This window comes from Streptomyces sp. URMC 127, assembly GCF_051386535.1.
Lineage (GTDB): Bacteria > Actinomycetota > Actinomycetes > Streptomycetales > Streptomycetaceae > Streptomyces.
Genome location: NZ_JBPQTW010000126.1, coordinates 1 through 19,046, shown reverse-complemented (window position 1 = coordinate 19,046; position 19,046 = coordinate 1). Strand labels below are relative to the sequence as shown.

At 71.6% G+C, this 19,046-nt stretch carries 16 protein-coding genes and 1 pseudogene; 5 read left to right on the top strand and 12 right to left on the bottom strand.

Features of this window, described 5'->3' with window-relative positions; genetic code table 11:
- Positions 1–783: 783 nt before the first annotated feature.
- Both ACSNOH_RS22850 and ACSNOH_RS22845 read right to left on the bottom strand, forming a co-directional pair.
- Entirely contained in the window at positions 784–981 is a 198-nt protein-coding gene (locus tag ACSNOH_RS22850; RefSeq protein ID WP_436723289.1) for a DUF397 domain-containing protein, read from the bottom strand.
- On the bottom strand, positions 978–1,919 hold the full coding sequence (locus ACSNOH_RS22845; protein WP_436723288.1) for a helix-turn-helix domain-containing protein: 942 nt from the start codon (positions 1,917–1,919) through the stop codon (positions 978–980). The genes ACSNOH_RS22850 and ACSNOH_RS22845 overlap by 4 nt, the downstream gene beginning before the upstream one ends.
- A 92-nt stretch (positions 1,920–2,011) precedes the next feature.
- On the opposite strand from ACSNOH_RS22845, the gene ACSNOH_RS22840 reads away from it, so the two are divergent.
- Both ACSNOH_RS22840 and ACSNOH_RS22835 read left to right on the top strand, forming a co-directional pair.
- Positions 2,012–2,347 carry a hypothetical protein gene (locus tag ACSNOH_RS22840; RefSeq protein ID WP_436723287.1) on the top strand — a complete coding sequence of 112 codons (336 nt, stop codon included), beginning with the start codon at positions 2,012–2,014 and terminating at the stop codon, positions 2,345–2,347.
- A pseudogene (locus tag ACSNOH_RS22835) lies at positions 2,344–2,457 on the top strand (DUF6255 family natural product biosynthesis protein); the annotation flags it as partial. The gene ACSNOH_RS22840 and the pseudogene ACSNOH_RS22835, both read left to right, overlap by 4 nt.
- 22 nt (positions 2,458–2,479) lie before the next feature.
- On the opposite strand, the gene ACSNOH_RS22830 reads toward ACSNOH_RS22835, so the two are convergent.
- The 3 genes from ACSNOH_RS22830 to ACSNOH_RS22820 form a co-directional block, all read right to left on the bottom strand.
- Positions 2,480–2,641 (bottom strand): hypothetical protein, encoded by a 162-nt coding sequence (locus ACSNOH_RS22830; RefSeq protein WP_436723291.1) that lies wholly within the window; start codon positions 2,639–2,641, stop codon positions 2,480–2,482.
- Entirely contained in the window at positions 2,638–3,408 is a 771-nt protein-coding gene (locus tag ACSNOH_RS22825) for a MerR family transcriptional regulator (RefSeq protein ID WP_436723286.1), read from the bottom strand. The genes ACSNOH_RS22830 and ACSNOH_RS22825 overlap by 4 nt, the downstream gene beginning before the upstream one ends.
- Positions 3,409–3,493: 85 nt before the next feature.
- Positions 3,494–4,948 carry an alpha/beta hydrolase gene (locus ACSNOH_RS22820; RefSeq protein WP_436723285.1) on the bottom strand — a complete coding sequence of 485 codons (1,455 nt, stop codon included), beginning with the start codon at positions 4,946–4,948 and terminating at the stop codon, positions 3,494–3,496.
- A gap of 3 nt (positions 4,949–4,951) precedes the next feature.
- Between ACSNOH_RS22820 and ACSNOH_RS22815 the strand changes: the two genes are divergently transcribed.
- On the top strand, positions 4,952–5,125 hold the full coding sequence (locus tag ACSNOH_RS22815) for a hypothetical protein (RefSeq protein ID WP_436723284.1): 174 nt from the start codon (positions 4,952–4,954) through the stop codon (positions 5,123–5,125).
- Between the two features lie 67 nt (positions 5,126–5,192).
- Here ACSNOH_RS22815 and ACSNOH_RS22810 read toward each other — a convergent pair whose 3' ends face one another.
- From ACSNOH_RS22810 to ACSNOH_RS22780, 7 genes are all read right to left on the bottom strand, one after another.
- Positions 5,193–5,384 (bottom strand): hypothetical protein, encoded by a 192-nt coding sequence (locus ACSNOH_RS22810; protein WP_436723283.1) that lies wholly within the window; start codon positions 5,382–5,384, stop codon positions 5,193–5,195.
- Positions 5,385–5,421: 37 nt separating this feature from the next.
- Positions 5,422–7,578: a peptidase domain-containing ABC transporter gene (locus ACSNOH_RS22805; protein WP_436723282.1), complete on the bottom strand. Its 2,157-nt coding sequence runs from the start codon at positions 7,576–7,578 to the stop codon at positions 5,422–5,424.
- A complete protein-coding gene (lanM, locus tag ACSNOH_RS22800; protein ID WP_436723281.1) occupies positions 7,578–10,394 on the bottom strand; it encodes a type 2 lanthipeptide synthetase LanM in 2,817 nt (938 codons plus the stop codon). The genes ACSNOH_RS22805 and lanM (ACSNOH_RS22800) overlap by 1 nt, the downstream gene beginning before the upstream one ends.
- A 95-nt stretch (positions 10,395–10,489) precedes the next feature.
- On the bottom strand, positions 10,490–10,693 hold the full coding sequence (locus ACSNOH_RS22795; RefSeq protein WP_436723280.1) for a hypothetical protein: 204 nt from the start codon (positions 10,691–10,693) through the stop codon (positions 10,490–10,492).
- 136 nt (positions 10,694–10,829) lie between these two features.
- Positions 10,830–13,865 carry a type 2 lanthipeptide synthetase LanM gene (gene lanM / locus ACSNOH_RS22790; RefSeq protein WP_436723279.1) on the bottom strand — a complete coding sequence of 1,012 codons (3,036 nt, stop codon included), beginning with the start codon at positions 13,863–13,865 and terminating at the stop codon, positions 10,830–10,832.
- A gap of 62 nt (positions 13,866–13,927) precedes the next feature.
- Positions 13,928–14,101: a plantaricin C family lantibiotic gene (locus tag ACSNOH_RS22785; RefSeq protein ID WP_436723278.1), complete on the bottom strand. Its 174-nt coding sequence runs from the start codon at positions 14,099–14,101 to the stop codon at positions 13,928–13,930.
- A 66-nt stretch (positions 14,102–14,167) separates the two neighbouring features.
- On the bottom strand, positions 14,168–14,449 hold the full coding sequence (locus tag ACSNOH_RS22780) for a response regulator transcription factor (protein ID WP_436723277.1): 282 nt from the start codon (positions 14,447–14,449) through the stop codon (positions 14,168–14,170).
- Positions 14,450–15,256: 807 nt separating this feature from the next.
- Between ACSNOH_RS22780 and ACSNOH_RS22775 the strand changes: the two genes are divergently transcribed.
- Complete coding sequence (locus ACSNOH_RS22775) at positions 15,257–16,939, top strand: protein kinase domain-containing protein (protein ID WP_436723276.1); 1,683 nt, start codon at positions 15,257–15,259, stop codon at positions 16,937–16,939.
- Between the two features lie 434 nt (positions 16,940–17,373).
- The gene (locus ACSNOH_RS22770; RefSeq protein ID WP_436723290.1) at positions 17,374–18,831 is read left to right on the top strand and encodes a serine/threonine-protein kinase; all 1,458 of its coding nucleotides are present in this window, start codon (positions 17,374–17,376) and stop codon (positions 18,829–18,831) included.
- The last annotated feature ends 215 nt before the right edge of the window (positions 18,832–19,046 follow it).

Below are 19,046 nucleotides of genomic sequence, written 5' to 3'. Positions count from 1 at the left end.
CTCGGCAGGATTCGAACCTGCAACCTCTTGATCCGTAGTCAAGTGCTCTATCCGTTAAGCTACGAGCGCTCGGCTTCGGGGTGAGTTATCACCCGTCGGCGTTGCGGGAACAATATTACCCGACGCGGAGGGGTGGTTTTTACCGCCACGGTGAGTAATGGCGCGGTTGCGGCAGCCGCCCCCAAGTCGGCTCCGCGAGCCGCCGCCCCCTTGATCGCCTCACCTCGCTTCTGATCCGCACCGCCGGCGCGGCGTTCGCCGTAGATCTTGTACGTCAGCCGTTGGCGTCGCGCGCGCAGCGGTCCGGTGTGTGGCGTAGAGCGGCAACTCGGCGCGGAAGGCGGCGAATTGAGCTGATCGCCGGGTGTAGTGTCGGCGTCGGCGCTTCGAGAGCGCCCCCCTTCAAGAGGTCCCGCCATCGGGGCACTCGCCCTGGGTGTCCCGGTCTGGGCTCCCACCGGTGCGGTCGCCGGCTTCGGCCGCAGCGTTATGAAGGGGGGCGCCAATGGGGCGTCACCGTAGGAAACCACTGTACGAACGGCTCGCACTTGTGATCCGGGAGCTGTGGAGGTGGAGCACTGGACGATGACCAGTGAAAGCCGCTGGACGGTGACCGCCAGTCCTCCGAACAACTGAGGACTGACGGCCGGAAACCGTCTACCTGCGGTTGGGCCCTCGTCACGGAAGCCGCCGTGTCGGGGGCCGCTTGCTGTGCCCACGAAGGAGGGCGCCACTACGCCCCTACGGTATCGGCCGCGCCCGCCGTGCGCGACCCTTTCCGCCTCAGTCGCGCCTCGCGTCGAGGGCGCCGCGTCTCAGGGCGAGGGTGAAGGAACGATACGGCTGGGCGCCGACGCGGAGGATCGGCCCTTCGGGCCGTTTTGAGTCGCGTATGTGTATCGGGGTGGGTATGTCCTGAGGTAGGGCGACCTCCACGCAGTCCTCAGCCGCTGTGCTGTAGGTGCTCTTCTTGAACCTCACTGAATCTCCTTGGCGATCCTGCGGATGAAGTCGCGAGACATCTCCTGGTCCCAGGCCTGGGCCTGCAGGTGCTCGAATGCGATGGCGTACCGCACGACGTGAGCGTCCTCCTCCAGGTAGATGGACTTCGCGAGGGGTTCGACAGCGACGACCGGCTCGCCTACGTCGAGGTTGAAGACCGTGTAAGCGCCGTTGATTCCAGTGTGCGCCCCTGCTGCGAACGGGAGAACCTGCAGTTCAATATTCGGCTGCATCGATACGGTAAGGAGGTGCTCAAGCTGAGCTCGGAGGACTCCGGGGCCGCCCACCTCTCGCCTCAGGCAAGCCTCGTCAAGTACACACCTCAGCACGAGTGGAGGTCTGTCTGATTCGTCGTTGTGAACGAGGATCCCTTGGCGCTTCATGCGCAACTCGGCGAAGGCGCGTACCTCACGTGTTGTCTTCCACACGCTGCTGCCCTTGATGACCGCGTGGGCATAGTCCACTGTTTGCAACAGCCCGGGGATGACGATCGCGCCGTAGACATCGGTGCGAGTGGCGATCTCCTCCAGCTCCATGAAGTCGGCGAACGGGGAACGGATCACATCCCGGTACTGGGTGTAAAGAGCATGCTGCCGGCTGCTCTTGGCAAGCTTCGCGATCGCCCGTGTCTCCGCGATGCGGTCGGCGTCTTCGACCCCGTACACGGTGAAGAACTTTTCCAGGGCGGGCGGCCGAAGCTTGCCGTTCTCGATTTTGCTCAGCGACGGGGCGCCGTAGAGGTCCAGCAGCTTGGCAGCGTCCGCGAGGTTCAATCCCGCCCTCATGCGCATGGTCTTCAAGATCGTGCCAAGCCTTCGGCGTAGCAATGTGGGCGTTGCGCCAGCCACGCGATCACCTCCCCTGAGCAGCGACTCTATCGACCCTAACTGCCCCGGCGTGAGGGCCTGTTCACTCACTCGGGCTAATCATCCCGGGCAAGGTTGCATTGAACTGTTGGTCGCGCGCATCGTTTTCGCTGTCGCGGACGGAGCCGGGAAGGTGTGAGGCGATGACGTACAGGATCGGCGCGTTTGTCATGGACACCCGTGAGGGACGGATCGCGCAGGTGATCGGGGCCGCGGGGAGTCGCGTGACGTTGCGGCGGCCGGGGGGTGGGCTGGAGTGGGAGGCGCCGTTCGGTGCGTTGCGGCTCGCCACTCGGGAGGAGCGGGAGGCCGCCGGGCTGTGGCCGAGTGGGGCGCGGCCCATGCTCGGGTGTGCGGAGTGCGCCGAGCTGAAGGCCGCCTACGACGCGGCCGTCGCCGGGGGCGACCCGTACGTGACGGGGGAGGCGTTGGTCGTGCGGCGCCGCCACTGGCGCATGGTGCACATGGGTGGTGCGTGACCGTGCGGCGTACGTGCGCGCACCGTGGGGGCTGGTCGGCGCGGACGCGGGGAGAGGCCCGCTGCCGCGACTGCGGAACCGTCCGTTTCACGGAGTACGGAGCGCTCCGGCCGCCGGGCCTCCCGCAGGTGGTCACTTCCGCCGCGCACGCACGAGGGCGAGGAGCGCCAGCGCCACCGGCACCGCAAACAGCACGCCCCACGGGAGCACCCCCGCCACCCCCAAGGCCGCGCAGAGCGGAAGGGTGACCATCGTCGGGAGGGCGGGGATCAACGCAGCCTGCAGGCGGGTCATTCGGGGGCTCCTTCTCGGGCGAGGTCCAGGTAGTCGGCCAGGTCGCCCCAGCCCTCGGTCGTGGCCGCCGGCTCGCCGGACATGGCCTGCGGGGCGTCGCGCCACGCGCCCCGTACGGCCGCCGATGTGGCGGTGTCGCCGCCGCTGAAGCGCTCGCTCAGTTCGTCCATGCGGGCCACCAGCCGCCGCACCCGGGGGTCCGTCGGCGGGACTCCGGTCGTACGGAGCCGGTCGGCGCGGCGGTACAGCTCGGGCCACTCGACCTCCAGGAGGTAGTGCGCGGCGGGGCCGACCGCGGCGGCGCTGTCCTGGAGGAGCCGGAGCTGTTCGGCGTCGAGGCGGTCGCGGAGGGCCTGGCCGCGCTCCGGGGCGATGGCGCCGGTGGCGCGGAGGGCGCCGAGGAGGTCGGCGGTCGCGGGGGCGCGGCCCGCGGTGAGCTCGGTGTCCAGGCGCCGGAGGCGTTCGCGCAGGGACGTGAGGGACGCGAGGGCGGCCTCCACTCCGGCCAGGTGGTCCCGTACGAGCCGCCTCGGATCGACGCCGCCGTCCAGGCAGGTGGCGATGGTCTCCAGGCCGAGCCCGAGGCTCCGCAGGGCGAGCACCTGGTAGAGGCGGACGAGGTCGTCCTCGGTGTACTCCCGGTGCCCGCCCGGCGTGCGCCGGGAGGGGCTGAGCAGACCGATGGTGTCCCAGTGGTGCAGCGTGCGCACGGTGAGGCCGCAGGCCTCGGCGAGGGCGCCCACTTTCCACGTGCCGGAAGCGTTCATGAGCCCACCATGCCTCCTCACGCGGCGTGAGGTTCAAGCGGCGGCCGGGCGGCCGCCGTCCCGGCGCGGAAATCCGCCGCCGCCGCTACTGACCCCCGGCCGGCGACGGCGCCGCGTGCGGTGCGCACGTCACGTCTTCACCGTCCGTCCGCCCCTGGACGAGGTAGGCCTCGACGCGGTCGTTGACGCACGGGTTGACCAGGTCGGTGACGCCGTGCGAACCGGCGTCCCGCTCGGTGATCAGCCGGGAGCCCCGCAGGCGCTTGTGGAGCTCGACGGCGCCCTCGTAGGGGGCGGCGGCGTCCCGCTCGCTCTGCACGATCAGGACGGGAGGCAGGCCCTTGCCCGTCCCGACCTCGACGGGTCCCTGCCGCTTGACCGGCCACGTGGCGCACGGCAGGTTCTTCCAGGCGTTGGGCCAGGTCATGAACGGGGCCCGCCGGTGGAGGCGGGTGTTGTCGCGGTCCCACGTCTTCCACGACGCGGGCCACGTCGTGTCGGCGCACTGCACCGCGGTGTAGGCGGCGGCGGAGTTCTCGGCGGCGACCGCGTCCGCGTTCGCGGCGGCGGCCACGGAGATCAGCGGCTGCTCGTTGCCGGCGGCGTACGCGCTCCAGATGCCGGCCAGCGGGGCCCACATGAAGTCGTAGTACGGCGCGTTCTGGAAGAGGTCCGTCAGCTCGGCGGGGCCGACGGTGCCGCCGACGGGCTTCTGCTTGGTGTCGGCGCGCAGCTTGTCCCACCGGGCCTGGACGGCGGCGGGGGTGGTGCCGAGGTGGTAGTCGGCGTCGTGCTCGGCGACCCACTTCTTCCAGTCGGCCCAGCGCCGCTCGAAGGCGACGTCCTGGTCGAGGTTGGCCCGGTATCCGACCTTGTCGCGGGAGGGGTTCACGACGGAGTCGACGACCATCCGGCGCACGTGGCCGGGGAAGAGGGTCGCGTAGACGGCGCCGAGATAGCTGCCGTAGGAGACGCCCAGGAAGTTGAGCCGCTTCTCGCCGAGCGCGGCACGGATGACGTCCAGGTCGCGGGCCGTGTCGGCAGTGGTCATGTGCGGCAGGAGGTCGCCGCTGCGGGCGAAGCAGCCGTCGGCGTACGCCTTCGCCCGCTGCCGCCCGGCCTGCTTGTCCGCCTCGCCGCCCGGAACGGGGTCGGGCCCGGGGGCCTTGGCGGATTCCTTCGGGTCCCGGCAGGAGACGGGGGCGGAGCGGCCGACGCCGCGCGGGTCGAAGCCCACGAAGTCGTACGCCTTGGCGGTGCCCGCCCAGACCGGGTTCTTGCCGACGACGTGGAAGGGGAACAGCAGGCCCGAGGCGCCGGGGCCGCCGGGGTTGTGGATGAGTGCGCCCTGGCGCGCGTCCTTGCCGCCGGTGTTCGCGATCCGATCGACGGCGATCTTGATGGTGCGGCCGTCGGGCCGGGCGTAGTCGAGCGGAACGGTCACGTATCCGCACTGGACCGGGGCGGGCAGGCCCCAGTCGGCGGGGCAGTCCTGCCAGGCGATGCCCGTTGCGGCGGCCCGGTCGGCGGCGGTGCGCACGCCGTGCTCCTCCGCCGTGCTCCGGCGACCCTGATCGCCGCGGTCTGCGCGCTCTGCGCGCTCTGCGCGGTCTGCGCGCTCTGCGCGGTCCTCGCGGGCGGCGGCCGGCGCGGCGCCCGCCGCCCCGGCGATGAGTGCGCCGGACATCAGGGCGCCGGCGGCACCGAGCGCTGCTGAACGTCTCACGTGGTTCTTCCCCCTGTGTTGCTGCGGCTTGCTCCTGCGAGTCAGCTGCTGCGCCTCGCTACTGCGTCTGCTTCTTGCGGAGCCACGCGATGCCCATGACGACGGATCCCGCGGCCACGAGGGGAATCACGACGCCCCTCGGGTCGTCGCCGAACAGCGGGGCGGCGAGCGCGGCGGCCAGGCAAACCGCCAGGCACACCCACAAGACGCGCTCTCCGGGAGCCTTCACTTCGGTGCTCCTGTTCGTCATACGGTCCTCCTGCTCCTCATACGGCCCTCCTGCTTCGTCATACGCCGGCCTCCGCCTCGACGCTCACCTGCGAGCGGACCAGGTCCTGGTACGGGCCTTCGACGGCCACCAACTCGTGGTGCCGGCCGGTCTGCACGACCTTGCCATGCTGCAGGACGACGATGAGATCCGCGTTGATGATGGTGGACAGCCGGTGGGCGATGACGATGCGCGTGCACTTCAGGGCGCCCAGGGCCTCGGCGATCCGGGACTCGGTCACCGTGTCGAGCGCGCTGGTGGCCTCGTCGAGGACGAGCACTCCGGGCTGCCGGGCCAGGGCGCGCGCCAGGGCGACCCGCTGACGCTGGCCTCCCGAGAGGCTGCCGCCCATCTCCCGGATCTGGGTGTGGTAGCCCAGCGGCATCGCTTCGATGTCCTGGTGGATCTGCGCCTGCCGGGCGGCTTCGTGCACGGCGTCCATGTCCGCGCCGGGGACGCCGAACCTGATGTTCTCCGCGATCGTGCGGTTGCTGAGGACGATCTCCTGGGGGACGTAGGCCACGCGACGGTAGAACGCTTCGGAGCTGATCTCGCCGAGCGGCGTGCCGTCGTAGTCGATGCTGCCGGACTCGACCGGGTAGAGGCCCATCAGGAGCTTGCCGAGGGTGCTCTTGCCCGAGCCGGAGCTGCCCACGACGGCCACGCTCTGGCCGGCGCGGACGTCGAAGCTGACGCCGTCCAGAGCCGGGGTCCTGGCGCCGGGGTAGGTGAAGGACACGTCGCGCAGGGAGACGTCGCCCCGGACGTCGACGGACCGCTCGCCGAACGTCTCCTGCGACGGGGGCTGGTGGAGGATGTCGCCGACGCGCGTCACCTGGGCGTTGGCGATGACGAGCTGGGAGAAGGCGCCGGACAGGGTCGTGACCGTACCGAGGCTGGTGGCGGTCATGGCCTGGACGGCGACCGCCGTGCCCAGGTCGAGGGAGCCCTTCCAGACGAGCCACAGGCCCGTCGTCAGCACCAGCAGGGGGCCGAAGACCTGCAGCATGGCGTGGATGCCGGACGCCGCGCTCTGGAGGACGATCCGCTGCCGGGTCCTGTCCATGGCCCCGGCGTACACGCGCCGCCAGTCCTCGAAGAAGGTGTCCGTCATCCCCGAGACCTTCAGGGTCTCGATCGACGACAGGGCCTCCATCTGGAGGGAGGACGACTCGGTGGTCTCGTTGATCTCGTGGGTGGTCACGTTGCGGACGGGCCGGTAGGCGACCGCGGCGACGGTGACCATGCACAGGAAGACCGCGAGGGCGACCAGGCCCAGCTGGACGGAGCGCAGGAAGATGTACGTGAACACCACGACGAGGCTTCCCACGTCGAGCAGGACCGCCGAGACCTGGCTGGAGAGCATGTCGCGCACCGAGGCGATGCTGGACAGGCGGTACATGAGCTCGCCCTGCGAGCGGTTGGCGAAGTACTTGTAGGGCAGCCCGAGCAGGGTTTTGAAGGTCCTCCCCATCATCACCTCCCCCAGGCTGCGGATCACGGACGCCAGGCACATGGACCGAAGGAGGGATATGCCCAGGTGGGCGGCCATGGGGACGAGGAGGGCCGCGAGCACGAGCGGCAGCGGGAAGTCCTCGAAGTAGCGGGCGAAGTTATTGATCGCGTGCTCGATCCCCATCGGCATGAGGATCGTGAACGCGTACAGCAGCAGCGACATCACGAACGCCTGGACCAGCGCCCATCGCGCCGGTCCCATGGCCCGCAGGAACTCCCGCCACACGTTCGGCTCGCGGTGGCGCACCGGGGTGTACGAGCTGGTCGGCGTCGGCTCCATGGCCACGCCGGAGTAGCGCTCCGCGAACTCCTCGATCGTGTACTTCCGGCGCCCGCCGGAGGGGTTGACGACGGTCGCGTGGCGGTCGGTGATCTCCTCCAGCACCACCAGGTGGCTGTCGTTCCAGTAGACGATGAGCGGGAACGTCAGCTTCGCCAGGCTCTTCACGCCGGCGCGGAACGTGCGGACCTGCATGCCGTGCTCGCGCAGGATGTCCGCGGTCTGCTTGATGGTCAGTCCGTCACGGCCGGTCTCGTGCTCGCGGCGCAGCTTCGTCACCGAGTCGCGCGAGCCGTAGGCCGACAGGATCATCGCGATGCAGCACAGCGCGCACTCCGTCGGCGCGAACTGGTGGACTTCCTTGACGCGGCGGACGCGCATCAGCGGCCTCCCAGGCACAGGGGCAGCTCGACCCGTGCGTCTTCGAGCATCAGCTGGGCGAAGTACAGGCCGGAGCGGCCGTAGAGGAAGGAGGGCAGGTCGGTGACGGAGCCGATGCCGAAGGTCCAGCCCCCGGCTCCGTAGCGGTCGAGGAAAGCGTCGTTGAGTGCTGCCGCCTCCTTGCGCAGCTCCGGCCAGGAGAGCCGGTCGGCCAGCCAGCACAGGATCGCCACGCGCCCCGCGACGCCGTGACAGAGGCTGATGTCGGGGCGGAGCTCCGCGCCGGTGATCCGCTCCACCTCGGGGGCGAGCGCGTCGCGGGTCTCGCCGGCGGAGTGGCCGGTGGCCCGCAGGAGCTTGGCGGCGGCGAAGGCGACTCCGGTGTAGCCCTTGCACCAGGTGCCGTTGCTCGCGGCGTCCCGGAGTGCCTCGTCCTGCCACCGGTGCCGCAGGTAGGCGGCGGCGAAGGCGTCCAGGTGCGCACGCGCCCGTCCGCTCCCGTCCGCTCCCTGCAGGGTCAGCGCGCTCATCGCGGCGATGCGGCCGAAGCGGCCGTGGGCCAGCCCGAGGTCGCCCGTGTGCTCGGCCGGGGAGCCGTCCAGCTCTATGAGGCGGTCGAGCAGCGCCCCGGTGTCCGGACCGGCCGCCGGGAGGCCGGGCTCGCCGGCGTACTCCGCGCGGTAGAGCAGGTAACCGCCGAATCCGTTGAGGTAGTCGAAGTCCGCCCGGGACAGGCCGCGGACGTCGATGTCCCCCGCGGGCAGGTCCGGCAGCGGGGAGCCGGCGGCGGCCGCCCCGCGCCGCCGCAGCTCCAGCCCGGTGACGACGGACGAGAGCGGACCCGTGAACGGGGAGAAGTCCCTCGGGCCCGTGGCCTGCGGGAGCTCGGGCGGCATCGCCGTTGCGTAGGCGGCACCGGGGTCGGCGCCGATCACGGGCGCTCCGTGGAGGCGGCCGGCTTCGGCGAGGTGGAGCAGCAGCCCGCCGCCCTCGTGCAGGGTGGCGTTGACGCTGCCCAGGCGCAGGCCGTCCCCGTCCAGCGTGGGCATCAGCCAGGCCGGCCGGCCGTCCTCGCTGACGACGAGGTCCGCGAGCATCGCGTGCCAGCCCTCCGGGTCGGTGAGCGCGGGAGCCGCGCTGATGCGCGCGGGCGCGTCGCGCTTCTCCCACACGTCGTCCACGGAGCTGCCGAGGGCGTAGCCGATGTAGGTCAGGTCGCGGCCGGGGGGCCGGCCGAAGAAGTCGCGGACGGCGCGCAGGGCGGCCTCCCTCGGCGTGCTCCCCACGTCGGCGGTGCGTCCGGAGCCGGTGGAGACCGGCTCGTCGCCGGTGCCCCGCAGGCTCGGCGAGTCGCACGCCACGTCGAAGAGGGGCACGTCGAGGTCGAGGAGCTGGTCCACCTCGGCGCGGAGCAGCGCGTCCCCCACCTCGGCGTCGGTGCTGCCGAAGCCCCGGTGGCGGCGGGGCAGCTTGGAGAGCAGTTCCCTGCGGGCCGCCGTGCTGCTCAGGTGGGCCGGGTGCGTGGAGGCGTCGAGGAAGCGGCCGTACACGTAGGTCGGGCGGATCACCTGCCGCACCGACCAGCCGGGCTGCCGCTCGATCACGCGCTCGATCGCGTCGCGGTGCGTCCGCAGCCGTTCGCGGGCTTCGTGGAAGCCGGCCGTGACCTCGCCGGCCCAGAGCCGCGGGTCCACCTGCTCGCCCCGCACCGTGGCCATGTTGGGGCCGTGCTGGGCGGTCGCCGGGCCGTGGGCGAACCTGATCCGGTCCGTCCCCGCGTCCACCACCTGGTACGCGCGCAGCCGCTGCGATCCTCCCGGCCGGACGCACCCGATGGCCGACATGTCGACGTCGAGGGTCGCCCCGCTGAACCGGTTGGGGAACAGCATCGTGTTGAGCACCGAAGCCTCGGTGTCGCGCACCAGGGCGCCCGCTGCTCCCGTGCGGGGCCGGCCGGGAAGGGTCACCAGCGTCTCGGTGTCGATGACGACCGGGCCCTCCGCCGTGGCGATCACGTTCTCGTGGTGCAGGTCCGTGGCGCCGATGAGGGAGAGCAGGGCGGCGAAGCGGCCGAAGCGCCGGAAGTACCGGGCCGGTCCCGGCTCCTCGTCGAGGCCGGTGTGCCGGACGCACTCGTGCCACAGGTAGGCGGGCCGCACGACGGCCTTGGGGACGACGGGCCCGAAGAACGTGCCGTCCTCGTCCGCCAGGTCGCGGAGGGTCTCCAGGAGCGGCTGTGCGCTCTCCTGCTGCGGTTTGTGGAAGACGGTCACGCCGTTCTCCCAGCGCAGGGAGGAGACGGTCCGGCCGCCGCGGTGGGAGTCCCCGAGGGCGGGGGCGAGCGAGACGACGCTTCCGCTCGTCCCGAAGGTGTCCGCGAGCTGCCGCCGGTCCTGCCAGGCGGCGTGCAGGACCCGCTGCGCGTGGTCCACGTGGCGTTCGGCCGTCAGGCGCAGGAGCCTCTCCAGTTCGGGGAAGCGGTCCAGCAGCTCCTGCCGGCCGGCCTCCCCGCTCACGCGTGAGTGGAACTCCTCGTATCCGGCCGTCCCTTGTCCCGGGTCGTCCTCACGGGCGCGGAAGGCCGAGATGAGCGTGCGTACGCCGGTGCGGCAGCAGGAGTCCGTGACGGCGTGCAGGAGACCCCGGACGACCCGGGGGAGATCGACGAAGCCGGGCTCCTCCGGCTCCCACGGCAGGTCCCACTCCCGGACCTTGTGAGCGCACCGCTCCAGGACCGGGCGGTAGAAACCGCCGAATTCGCCGGACTTGGCCTCGACGCACTGCTGCAGCAGCTCGTCGAGGAAATCATCACTCAACCGCACCATGAACACTCGCTGTTTGCTCGACGCATCGGGTACCGGCCCCGGGAACTCCCGGGGCCGGTATGCCAGGACTACCGCTCAGCGGATGATCAGCAGCGCCAGGTGCAGCCGCTGGTCGGGCAGCCGCCCTGCATGGCGGCGCTGGCGGTGGTGATCGCGGTGGTGACGCCGGCGGCGCACAGGATGCTGGACGCGGCGGCGCCGGCGGCGAGCTCGCTCGGCTCCTCGGCGAGCTCGACCAGCTCGTCCGCGGAGATGTAGCCGGTGGTGGCGTCCATGAGGATGTCGCTCATGATGTCTTCCCTTCTCGTGGGTGTTGCGAAGTAAGGCCTCCGGAGGTTCCGGAGACCTCGTCCGGCCGTCGCGGGCCGCGGAGCGGCCGGGCCGGGCGGCCGCGGGGGCGCTGCCGCCCGGGGCGGGATCCGGCCGCTAGGCGAGGCTCAGCACGCAGGGGTACGTCTCGGGGCCGAGGTGGCGGAGCACGGACCAGGCGAATCCCGCCCGGCCGACCAGCAGGCTGCTGCTGTAGCCGTACTTCGTGTCCGCGCGCTCCTCGTAGCGCTCGACGACCTCGGTGAAGAGCCGCGGGTAGAGGTCCCCGGCGAGGCGTCCGCCGAACAGGCCGGGCAGTTGCCGCTCGGCCATGGCGGCGATCTCCGCGCCGGCGATGTCGCCGTGGCAGTAGGTCGGGTTGTTGCCGAAGCCGCGCCGCAGCGTCAGCTCGGCGAGCCGCTCCAGCCGTTCCCGGGGGACCGAGCCGGGGGCGTGCCTCTCCACCGCGAGCGCACCGAGCAGCATGCCGGGCGCGCCGTGGCACCAGGCGTACGAGCGGTCCGTGCCGCCCCACACGCGCGGCCAGTCCCGGTCGCTCTCGTCGTAGGCGCCGAGGACGGAGGCGAGGATGCCGAGCCCCAGCTCGCGCACGTCCGCGTCGTCGAAGACCGACGCGTACTCCAGCAGGACCGGGGCGATCCCCATCGCGCCGTGGGCGTAGCCGGTGTAGGGGGTGACCCGGCCGTGCTCGGCGAGCTCCTGCCGCAGGACGCGGGCCTCCACGGCGGCGACGGCGCGTGCCGCCTCCCCGGCGGCCTCCCTGTCGGCACCGTCCCGCGCGTCGCGGTGGAGCACCAGGCAGACGGCGAGCGTGCCGGCCATCCCGCTCACGAAGTCGCATCCGGCGTCCGGCCCGGCGCGCCGGGCCAGTTCGCGGGCCATCCCGCCCGCCGTCAGCACGCCCGTGGTCCCCAGCAGCCGCCGGGCCGTGGTGATCGCGTAGACGGTGCCGGCCAGGCCGGTCATGCCGCCCACGGAGATCTTCGGGCCTTCCAGCGCGCCGCGCCGCAGCTGGTCCTCCAGCGGGCCGAGGACCCGCAGGGCCGCGTCGGCGTAACGGGCCTCACCGGTCTCGCGCGCCAGCCCGGCGAGGGCGAGGGCGAGGCCGGGGCTGCCTCCGTAGAGGTCGTAGCCCAGCGTTCCGGGGCTCCACTGGCTCTGCTCCGACGTCATGACCTGAGGGGCGATCCACGTGTCGGGGTGCCTCTCGTCCCTGCTCGGGACCATGGTGGCGACCAGGCCGTCACCGATGCGGACGGCCTCGGCCAGGAGACGGTCCCGGGACACGGCCACGGGCGCCTCGCCGGCGGGCCGGACGGGCACGAAGCCGGTCGTCTCCCGGTCCGCCGGAAGCTTGTTGACGAAGGCGAGGTCGACCATGAGCAGCTCGCGCTCGATCACGTCCGGGCTCAGCGCGGCGATGCGCGCCCGGACGGTCTCCAGGGGAGCCTCGGCGAACGCCTCGGTGCGCACGACCTTCGCGTCGCCCGGGGTGTCCCCTGCGGCGAACAGGGAAGTGGAGCGCGGCGCGTACGAGAAGTACGGCACGTCCCATGCGGCGAGCTGGCGGGCCTCCTCGTCGGCCAGTTCGTGGGCGTCGCCGGTGCGCAGCACCACCCGGTTGAGGATGGCCGACCTGACCAGCGGGTCGCGCAGGGCGGTGGGGTGGGTGGCCATGCGCAGGAGCTGCGCGTAGAACATCGTGGGCTGGTTGACGTGCCGGAACCACGCGTCGCCGAGGCGGGCGTCGATCGCGTCCGTCACCTCGCCGGGCCGGCTGCGCGCGTATTCCAGAACGCGGCGGAACTCGGCCTTGATGATGTCGCGCTGGACGGGTACGGGCACGTCGGCGGCCCCGAGCACGGAGAGGTTCGCGTTGGCGGCCGCCGTCCTGCCCTCGGCCAGCTCGACGCACATGTCGTCGCGCCCGTTGTTGCGCACCAGCAGCGTGCGGTACGGGATCTCCTGGCCCGGGTCGTAGCCGATGGCGCCGATGTCCAGGCCCCGGTCGGAGTCGCTCGACTTCACGACCATCGGCAGGATGCCGATGCCCGCGACCGACTCGGTGATCGCCCGGGCGGCTTCGCGCGCCGCGGAGCGGTCCCCGTCCGTGGGCGTCGTCCTCAGGCGCGGCGTCAGCAGCGTCTCGGTGTCGACGACGACCGGCCCGTCGGCGCACGTGACGACGTTCTCGTAGTGGATGTCGACGGCCTTGAGCAGGTAGAGGAGACCGGCGAGGCGGCCGATGTGAGCGAAGTACTCCTCGGCCGTGCCGGCGAACTCCTCGGTCCGCACGTACTCGACGAAGCCGCCGTCCCCGGCGGTGGCGGGCACCGCGCTGATCGTGCGCAGGCCCGTGCCCATGTGCTCGTTGGCCCAGGCGACGAAGGCGTTGTAGCCGACCTCGGCTTCGATCGGGTGCGGCTTGTACAGGATCCGGCCGCCGTCCGCGAAGCGGATCTGCGCCGCCGACCTGCCGCCGTTGTGGGTGTCACCCGCGCCCATCGAGACCGTGGCGATCCGGGGGCGCGGCCCGACGCCCGGGATGCGCGCGGTGAGGAGCTCGTGATGACGCTCGACCTCGGCGATCAGGTGCAGCAGGTAGTTCTCGGCCGAGCGCACGCGCGTCCGCACGGCATGGAAGAGGTGGGGGTGCCGCCGCAGCAGCTCGGCGTGACCGGCGGCGCTGTTGGTCCACGCGCGGAAGCTCCGGTAGCGCTCTTCCGGGGTGTCGCCGGACAGCAGCCCGCCCGCCCGGTGCCGGTGGAGCTCGTCGAGGAGCGTGCGCAGCATGAGGGAGGAGAGGGCTTCGGCCTGGCTGTGGACGAAGTCGTGGACGATCGTGTTGCCGGGCGCCACCGCGGGCGAGGCCGCCACCGCGTCGTCCACCCGGTCCGCCCAGACGCGGACGAAGTGCGTGAAGTAATCCAGGAACCGGCCCTCGGGGTCGAGTGCGGGCTCGTAGGCCGGAGGCTGCGCGACGTGCACCTCGGACGCTCCCGCAGCGCCGGCTCGCGCCACCTCGCCGGCGAGTTTGTCGTGCAGACGGTCCCATATCTCGCCCGCCGGGAGCTCGGGAAGATATTTGTTCAGGATTTCCGCTGCTGGGCTCGATATTGCTGCACGCGTCATGAGAATTCCGGTTCCAGGGGAAGCCGGGGTGCCGGACGAGAGGTGTCCGGCACCCGGTTGCGTCAGTGCTGGCAGTTCTTCTGGCACTCGGCCGTGACGGTGCACAGCTTGCCGTTGTTGCCGAGCGCCCAGCTGGCGACCGTGTAGGTCACGGTCTCGAAGATGGTGCCCGCGCTCATGCCGTCGAGGTTCTGCTCGGCGATCTCTTCGAGGATGTCAACGTTGGGGTTCTGCATGTTCGCCTGACCCTTTCTCGGACTGTGGAGAGTGCTTCTCCCTGGCACCCTCAGTCTCTTATCGGGTCAAGCGGCGAGGCTATTGTCGTCGGCGACAATGTGCATCGGACGCACACGGCATCCGTGGTTGTGGGCGTGGGACGCCAGGCATAGTTGCAGCCGCGAGCCGAGCCTCAGCTTGGCGGAGATGCTGCTGAGGTGAGCGCGTATCGTCCGCTCGCTGACGAAGAGCGCATCGGCCAATTCCTGGTTGGAACTTCCATGGGACAGCAGAACGAATACTTCCCGCTCCCGAGAGGTCAGTTGACCGACCCGAGGGAGGGCGTCCGCCCATGCCTCGGTCGACATTTCCTTGACTGAACAGCCCATTTGATGGTTCCCACTCGTGTCCGCGTGAGCATCGCGAGCAGGGTCGCCCGGATGCTCGGATGCAGTCCCTGCGGCCGGGCACGTGGAATTCCGGCGTGCCTGATCCTGGCATGCGTCAGGAATGAGCCGCCGTTTCCGGACATGCTGGTTGGCCCTGGGTTTCCGCAGGGAATGATTGCTTGGTGATGGTGAAACAGGGACGGAAACTGCCGGGTCGGCCGGAAATCAGCCCGGGTGTGGAGCCGGCATGGCCGCGCGGTGCTTCGCCGCCGTACGGCCGGAGTTGTTCTGTCCTGTGCCCGGCGCCCGGTCGGCGTCAGGGTTCGGTTCACTGCGGTGAGTGGGCAGGGCAACGGGAAAACGGATGCGTTGCGCGTTGCTCATGGGAATCCCCCTTTCCCTTAAGACAGCTGGTGGTCAGCCAGCACGGAGCGACACTACCAAGCACAGATCATCCACTGGGCGGCTCCAAATGTGACCTATATCGCAGGCGACCGTGGAACCGGCCGAACCGGCGGTAATTTGCCCCACTTGGGGGGCGTTGGGGGTGGCTGACTGATTGCTTGGGGAGACCATTTATCCGCGGGCGGGTAAGGGTAAACCCCGGGTGCGCGGAGCGGCGCAAAGAATGTCAAGTCCGAACCGCCCTGCCGGTCGGCGGACTTGCCGTGCCCGGCCCCGTCTGTCCGCCACCGCGTCCGGCTCGCCGCGGCCCCTGCCCACCCTGGCCGGAACCCGTCCGTCCCCGTAGCCGTGGGGCGGGTGTCCGTGGGGAAGATTGGGCTTATGGGGACCTTCGCTGCGCACGATGGTCTGATCGCCGGCCGGTACCGCCTGTCCGGGAGAATCGGGCGCGGCGGCATGGGCACCGTATGGCGTGCCACCGACGAGCTGCTGGAGCGCCAAGTCGCGGTCAAGGAACTCCACATGGACGGCGGCGAGGACGGTGACGGCACCCGCCCGGCCGGCCTCTCCGACTGCGGCCGCACGCTCCGCGAGGCGCGTGCGGCCGCGCTCATCAGCCATCCCAACGTCGTCGCGCTCCACGACATCGTGGTGCAGGACGGCCGGCCCTGGATCGTGATGGAGCTGGTGGACGGGCGGTCCCTGTCCGAGGTGCTGGCGGCGGAGGGGCCGGTGGGACCCCGGGAGACCGCGCGGATCGCGATCGCCCTGCTGTCCGCCTTGCGCGCGGCGCACGCCAGTGGCGTCCTGCACCGCGACATCAAGCCACCGAACGTCTTGCTGGAGACGGCGACCGGCCGCGTCGTCCTGACCGACTTCGGCGTCGCTCAGGTCAGCGGCGCGACGACGATCACCGACACGGGAGCGTTCGTCGGGTCGCCGGAGTACACGGCGCCCGAGCGCATGGCGGGCGGGTCCGCCGGGCCGGCCTCCGACCTGTGGTCCCTGGGGGTGCTGATGTGCGCGGCGCTCAGCGGGAAGACGCCCTTCCACCGGGACTCGCTGGGCGGCATCCTGCACGCGGTCGTCCACGACGAGATACGCCCGCCCGCCGCCGCGGCGCCCCTCCTGCCCGTCGTCCAGGGGCTGCTGGAGCGCGATCCCGCGCGGCGGATGGGCGCCGACGAAGCGGAGCGGCTGTTACGGAGCTATCTGGCCTTCGGGAGGATCGGCGTCGGCAGCGGCCCGTATCCCCGGAGCACAGGCCCCGGCCCGTACTCCCGGAGCACAGATCCCGACCCCTACTTCCAGAGCGCAGGCCCCGGCTCGTACTCCCGGAGCGCAGGCCCCGACCCGTACCGCCCGGGCCGATCTTCGGAACCCCCGGACAGCTCCCCGTACACCCCCCGTGCCCGTACCGCCCTCACCGCCGCCGTCGCCGTCGTCACCCTCGCCGGCACCGGCGCCGGCCTCGCGGTCGTGCTGAGCGAGCGCGACGCGGACGGCGCGCCCGGCCGTCCCCCGCAGGCGTCCAGCGGGCCCTTCGGCCGCTCGCCCGGGCCGGCCGTCACCCGCGAGCCCCCGGCCAGCGCCCCCGTGCGGGCCCCGGAGGGCTACCACGCGGTGCAGGACCCGGCCGGCTTCGCGCTCGCCGTGCCCGACGGATTCACCCGTTCCTTCGAACCGCCGCGCGTCTTCTACTTCGCCCCGGACCGGCGCTCCCGCCTCGCCGTCGTCATCCAGGACCCGCAGCCGGGCGGTGCCGGGGCCGCCCTGCGCGCCTCCGCCGCCGCGGCTCCCGAGCGCTACCCGGGCTACCGGTCCGCCACGGTCCGCGAGACGACCCGCAAGGGATATCCGGCGGTCTCCTGGGAGTTCACGTGGGACGGCCCCGAAGCCGGGGCGGGCGGGGCGGTGCGGACGTACGACACCTGCTGGGACGAGGGCGGCAAGATGTACGAGGTGTGGGTGGCGGGCCCGGCCGGGTCGGCGGAGCGGACGAAGCGGCACGCCGAGGTCGCTCTGGAGACGTTCGTACGGATCAAGCCGGTATCCAGCCCTTAGATCCTTATCCCGGGCCTTAGCTCGATATCGAGGCCTTAGTTCCTTAGGCCCGTAAGGCAACGTTTGCGCCTCCAAGGTGCGCCTGCCCGCGCCCCCTTGGTAATGATGGGGTCATGACGAACGACGGGGGACAGCCGAACCGGCCCGGCAGAGCCGGCGAGCCCACCAGCTACGACCTTCAGCCACCGAGCCCGCCGAGCCCGCTGAGCCCGGCGAGCCCGGCGAGCCCGGCGAGCTCAGCGGGGGCGACGGCCCCCGCGACCCCCTCGGCCACCGCGGCACATCCGGCCCCCACGGCCCCGTACGCCGCACCCGTGCCCGCACCCGCACCTGCTTCCGCACCCGCGTCCGCTCCCGCACCCGCGTCCGAGCCCGGCGCCGGGCGTCGCGTCGGCAACCGCTACCGGCTGATCTCCCGCCTCGGCCACGGCGGCATGGGCACCGTCTGGAAGGCGCACGACGAGGTCGTCGACCGCGAGGTCGCCGTCAAGGAGCCGCGCGTCCCGGACCATCTCCCCGCGTCCGTGCGGGAGAACGTCCACCAGCGCATGCAGCGCGAGGCCCGTGCCGCGGCCCGCGTCTCCCACCCCTCGGTCGTCGCCGTCCACGACGTCGTGGTCGAGGACGGGCGCCCCTGGATCGTCATGGAGCTGATCCGCGGCCACTCACTGGGCGACCGGCTGTCCGACGGCACCCTGGACCCGCGCGAGGCCGCCCGCATCGGCCTGGCCGTCCTCGACGCGCTCGGCGCCGCCCACGAGGCCGGCGTGCTGCACCGCGACGTCAAGCCGGACAACGTGCTCCTCGGCCACGGCGACCGCGTCGTGCTCACCGACTTCGGCATCGCGCGCATCGAGGGCGAGCAGGGCCTCACGGAGACGGGCGCGTTCGTCGGCTCGCCGGAGTACGTCGCGCCCGAACGCGTCCTGGGGCAGCGGCCGGGGCCCGAGTCCGACCTGTGGTCGCTGGGCGTCGTGCTGTACGCGGCGGTCGAGGGCATCTCGCCGTTCCGCCGCTCCAACACCCAGGCCACCATGCAGGCCATCCTGTCGACGGAGCCGCCGGCGCCGTCGCGCGGCGCGGGCCTGCTCGGCGGGCTCGTCATGCGGCTGCTCAGCAAGGACCCGGCCGCCCGCCCCGGCGCGGCCGAGATCCGCCGCACGCTGGAGGCGGTGGCCCTCACCGTGCCGGCGCAGCCGTCCGCCTTCAGCGCGTCGCGCGCGCAGAGCACCGGCAGCAAGTGGGTCCCGCCCGTCCTGCAGGGCAACCGCAAGGCGCAGTGGGGGCTGGCCGGCGGCGTGGTCGCCGTGGCGACGGCCGCGGCGCTGCTGATCGCCAACCCGTTCGCCGTCGGCCCGGCCGTACCGCTGCACTGGAAGGTGCGCGACGAGCCGGAGATCGTACGGGCGTCGATGGCGGTGCCCGAGGACTACGTCAAGACGGTCGATGTCGACAAGGGCTGGGTGTCCTTCAAGGACCCGAGCGGGGTCTTCTCCGCCTCCCTGGACCGGGACACCCTCGAACAGCGGCGCAAGAACGTCCTGGACAGGGAGCCCAAGGACATCGGCACGCCCGACGTCGAGGCCAAGCGGCTCGCCGACTACTACACGGCCGACCCCGGCTACAAGCTCAAGGACGCCAAGGCGACCGTGTCCAAGTCGGCCACCGTCCAGGGCATGCAGGCGACGGAGGTGCTCACCGTCTACCGCCCCGGTTCCGGCGACGACGGCCCCATGAGCGCCATCCGCAGCAAGGTCATCGTCAACGACGCCAAGACCACGCTCTGGCTGCTGGAAGTGCGGATGCCCGAGAAGGGGCAGCTGCGCAAGGACGGGGACAAGCTCTTCGAGGACGTCGTCAAGTACCTGAAGATCCAGGAGCCAAGTACCTGAAGATCCAGGAGCCAAGTACCTGAAGATCCGGGATCAGTAATTACCCACGGGTATTCAAGCGCCGCGAGTCCGTCATACGCTCCCCGTATGACGGACTCGGCACGCACCGCACCCGTGGCAGCAGCACCGGCACCAGCAGCGGCGGGGAGCCCGCCCGCCGGCGGCAACCCCGTTGCCCCGCCCGGCAGTCGCACCCCCGCCGACGTCATCACGCC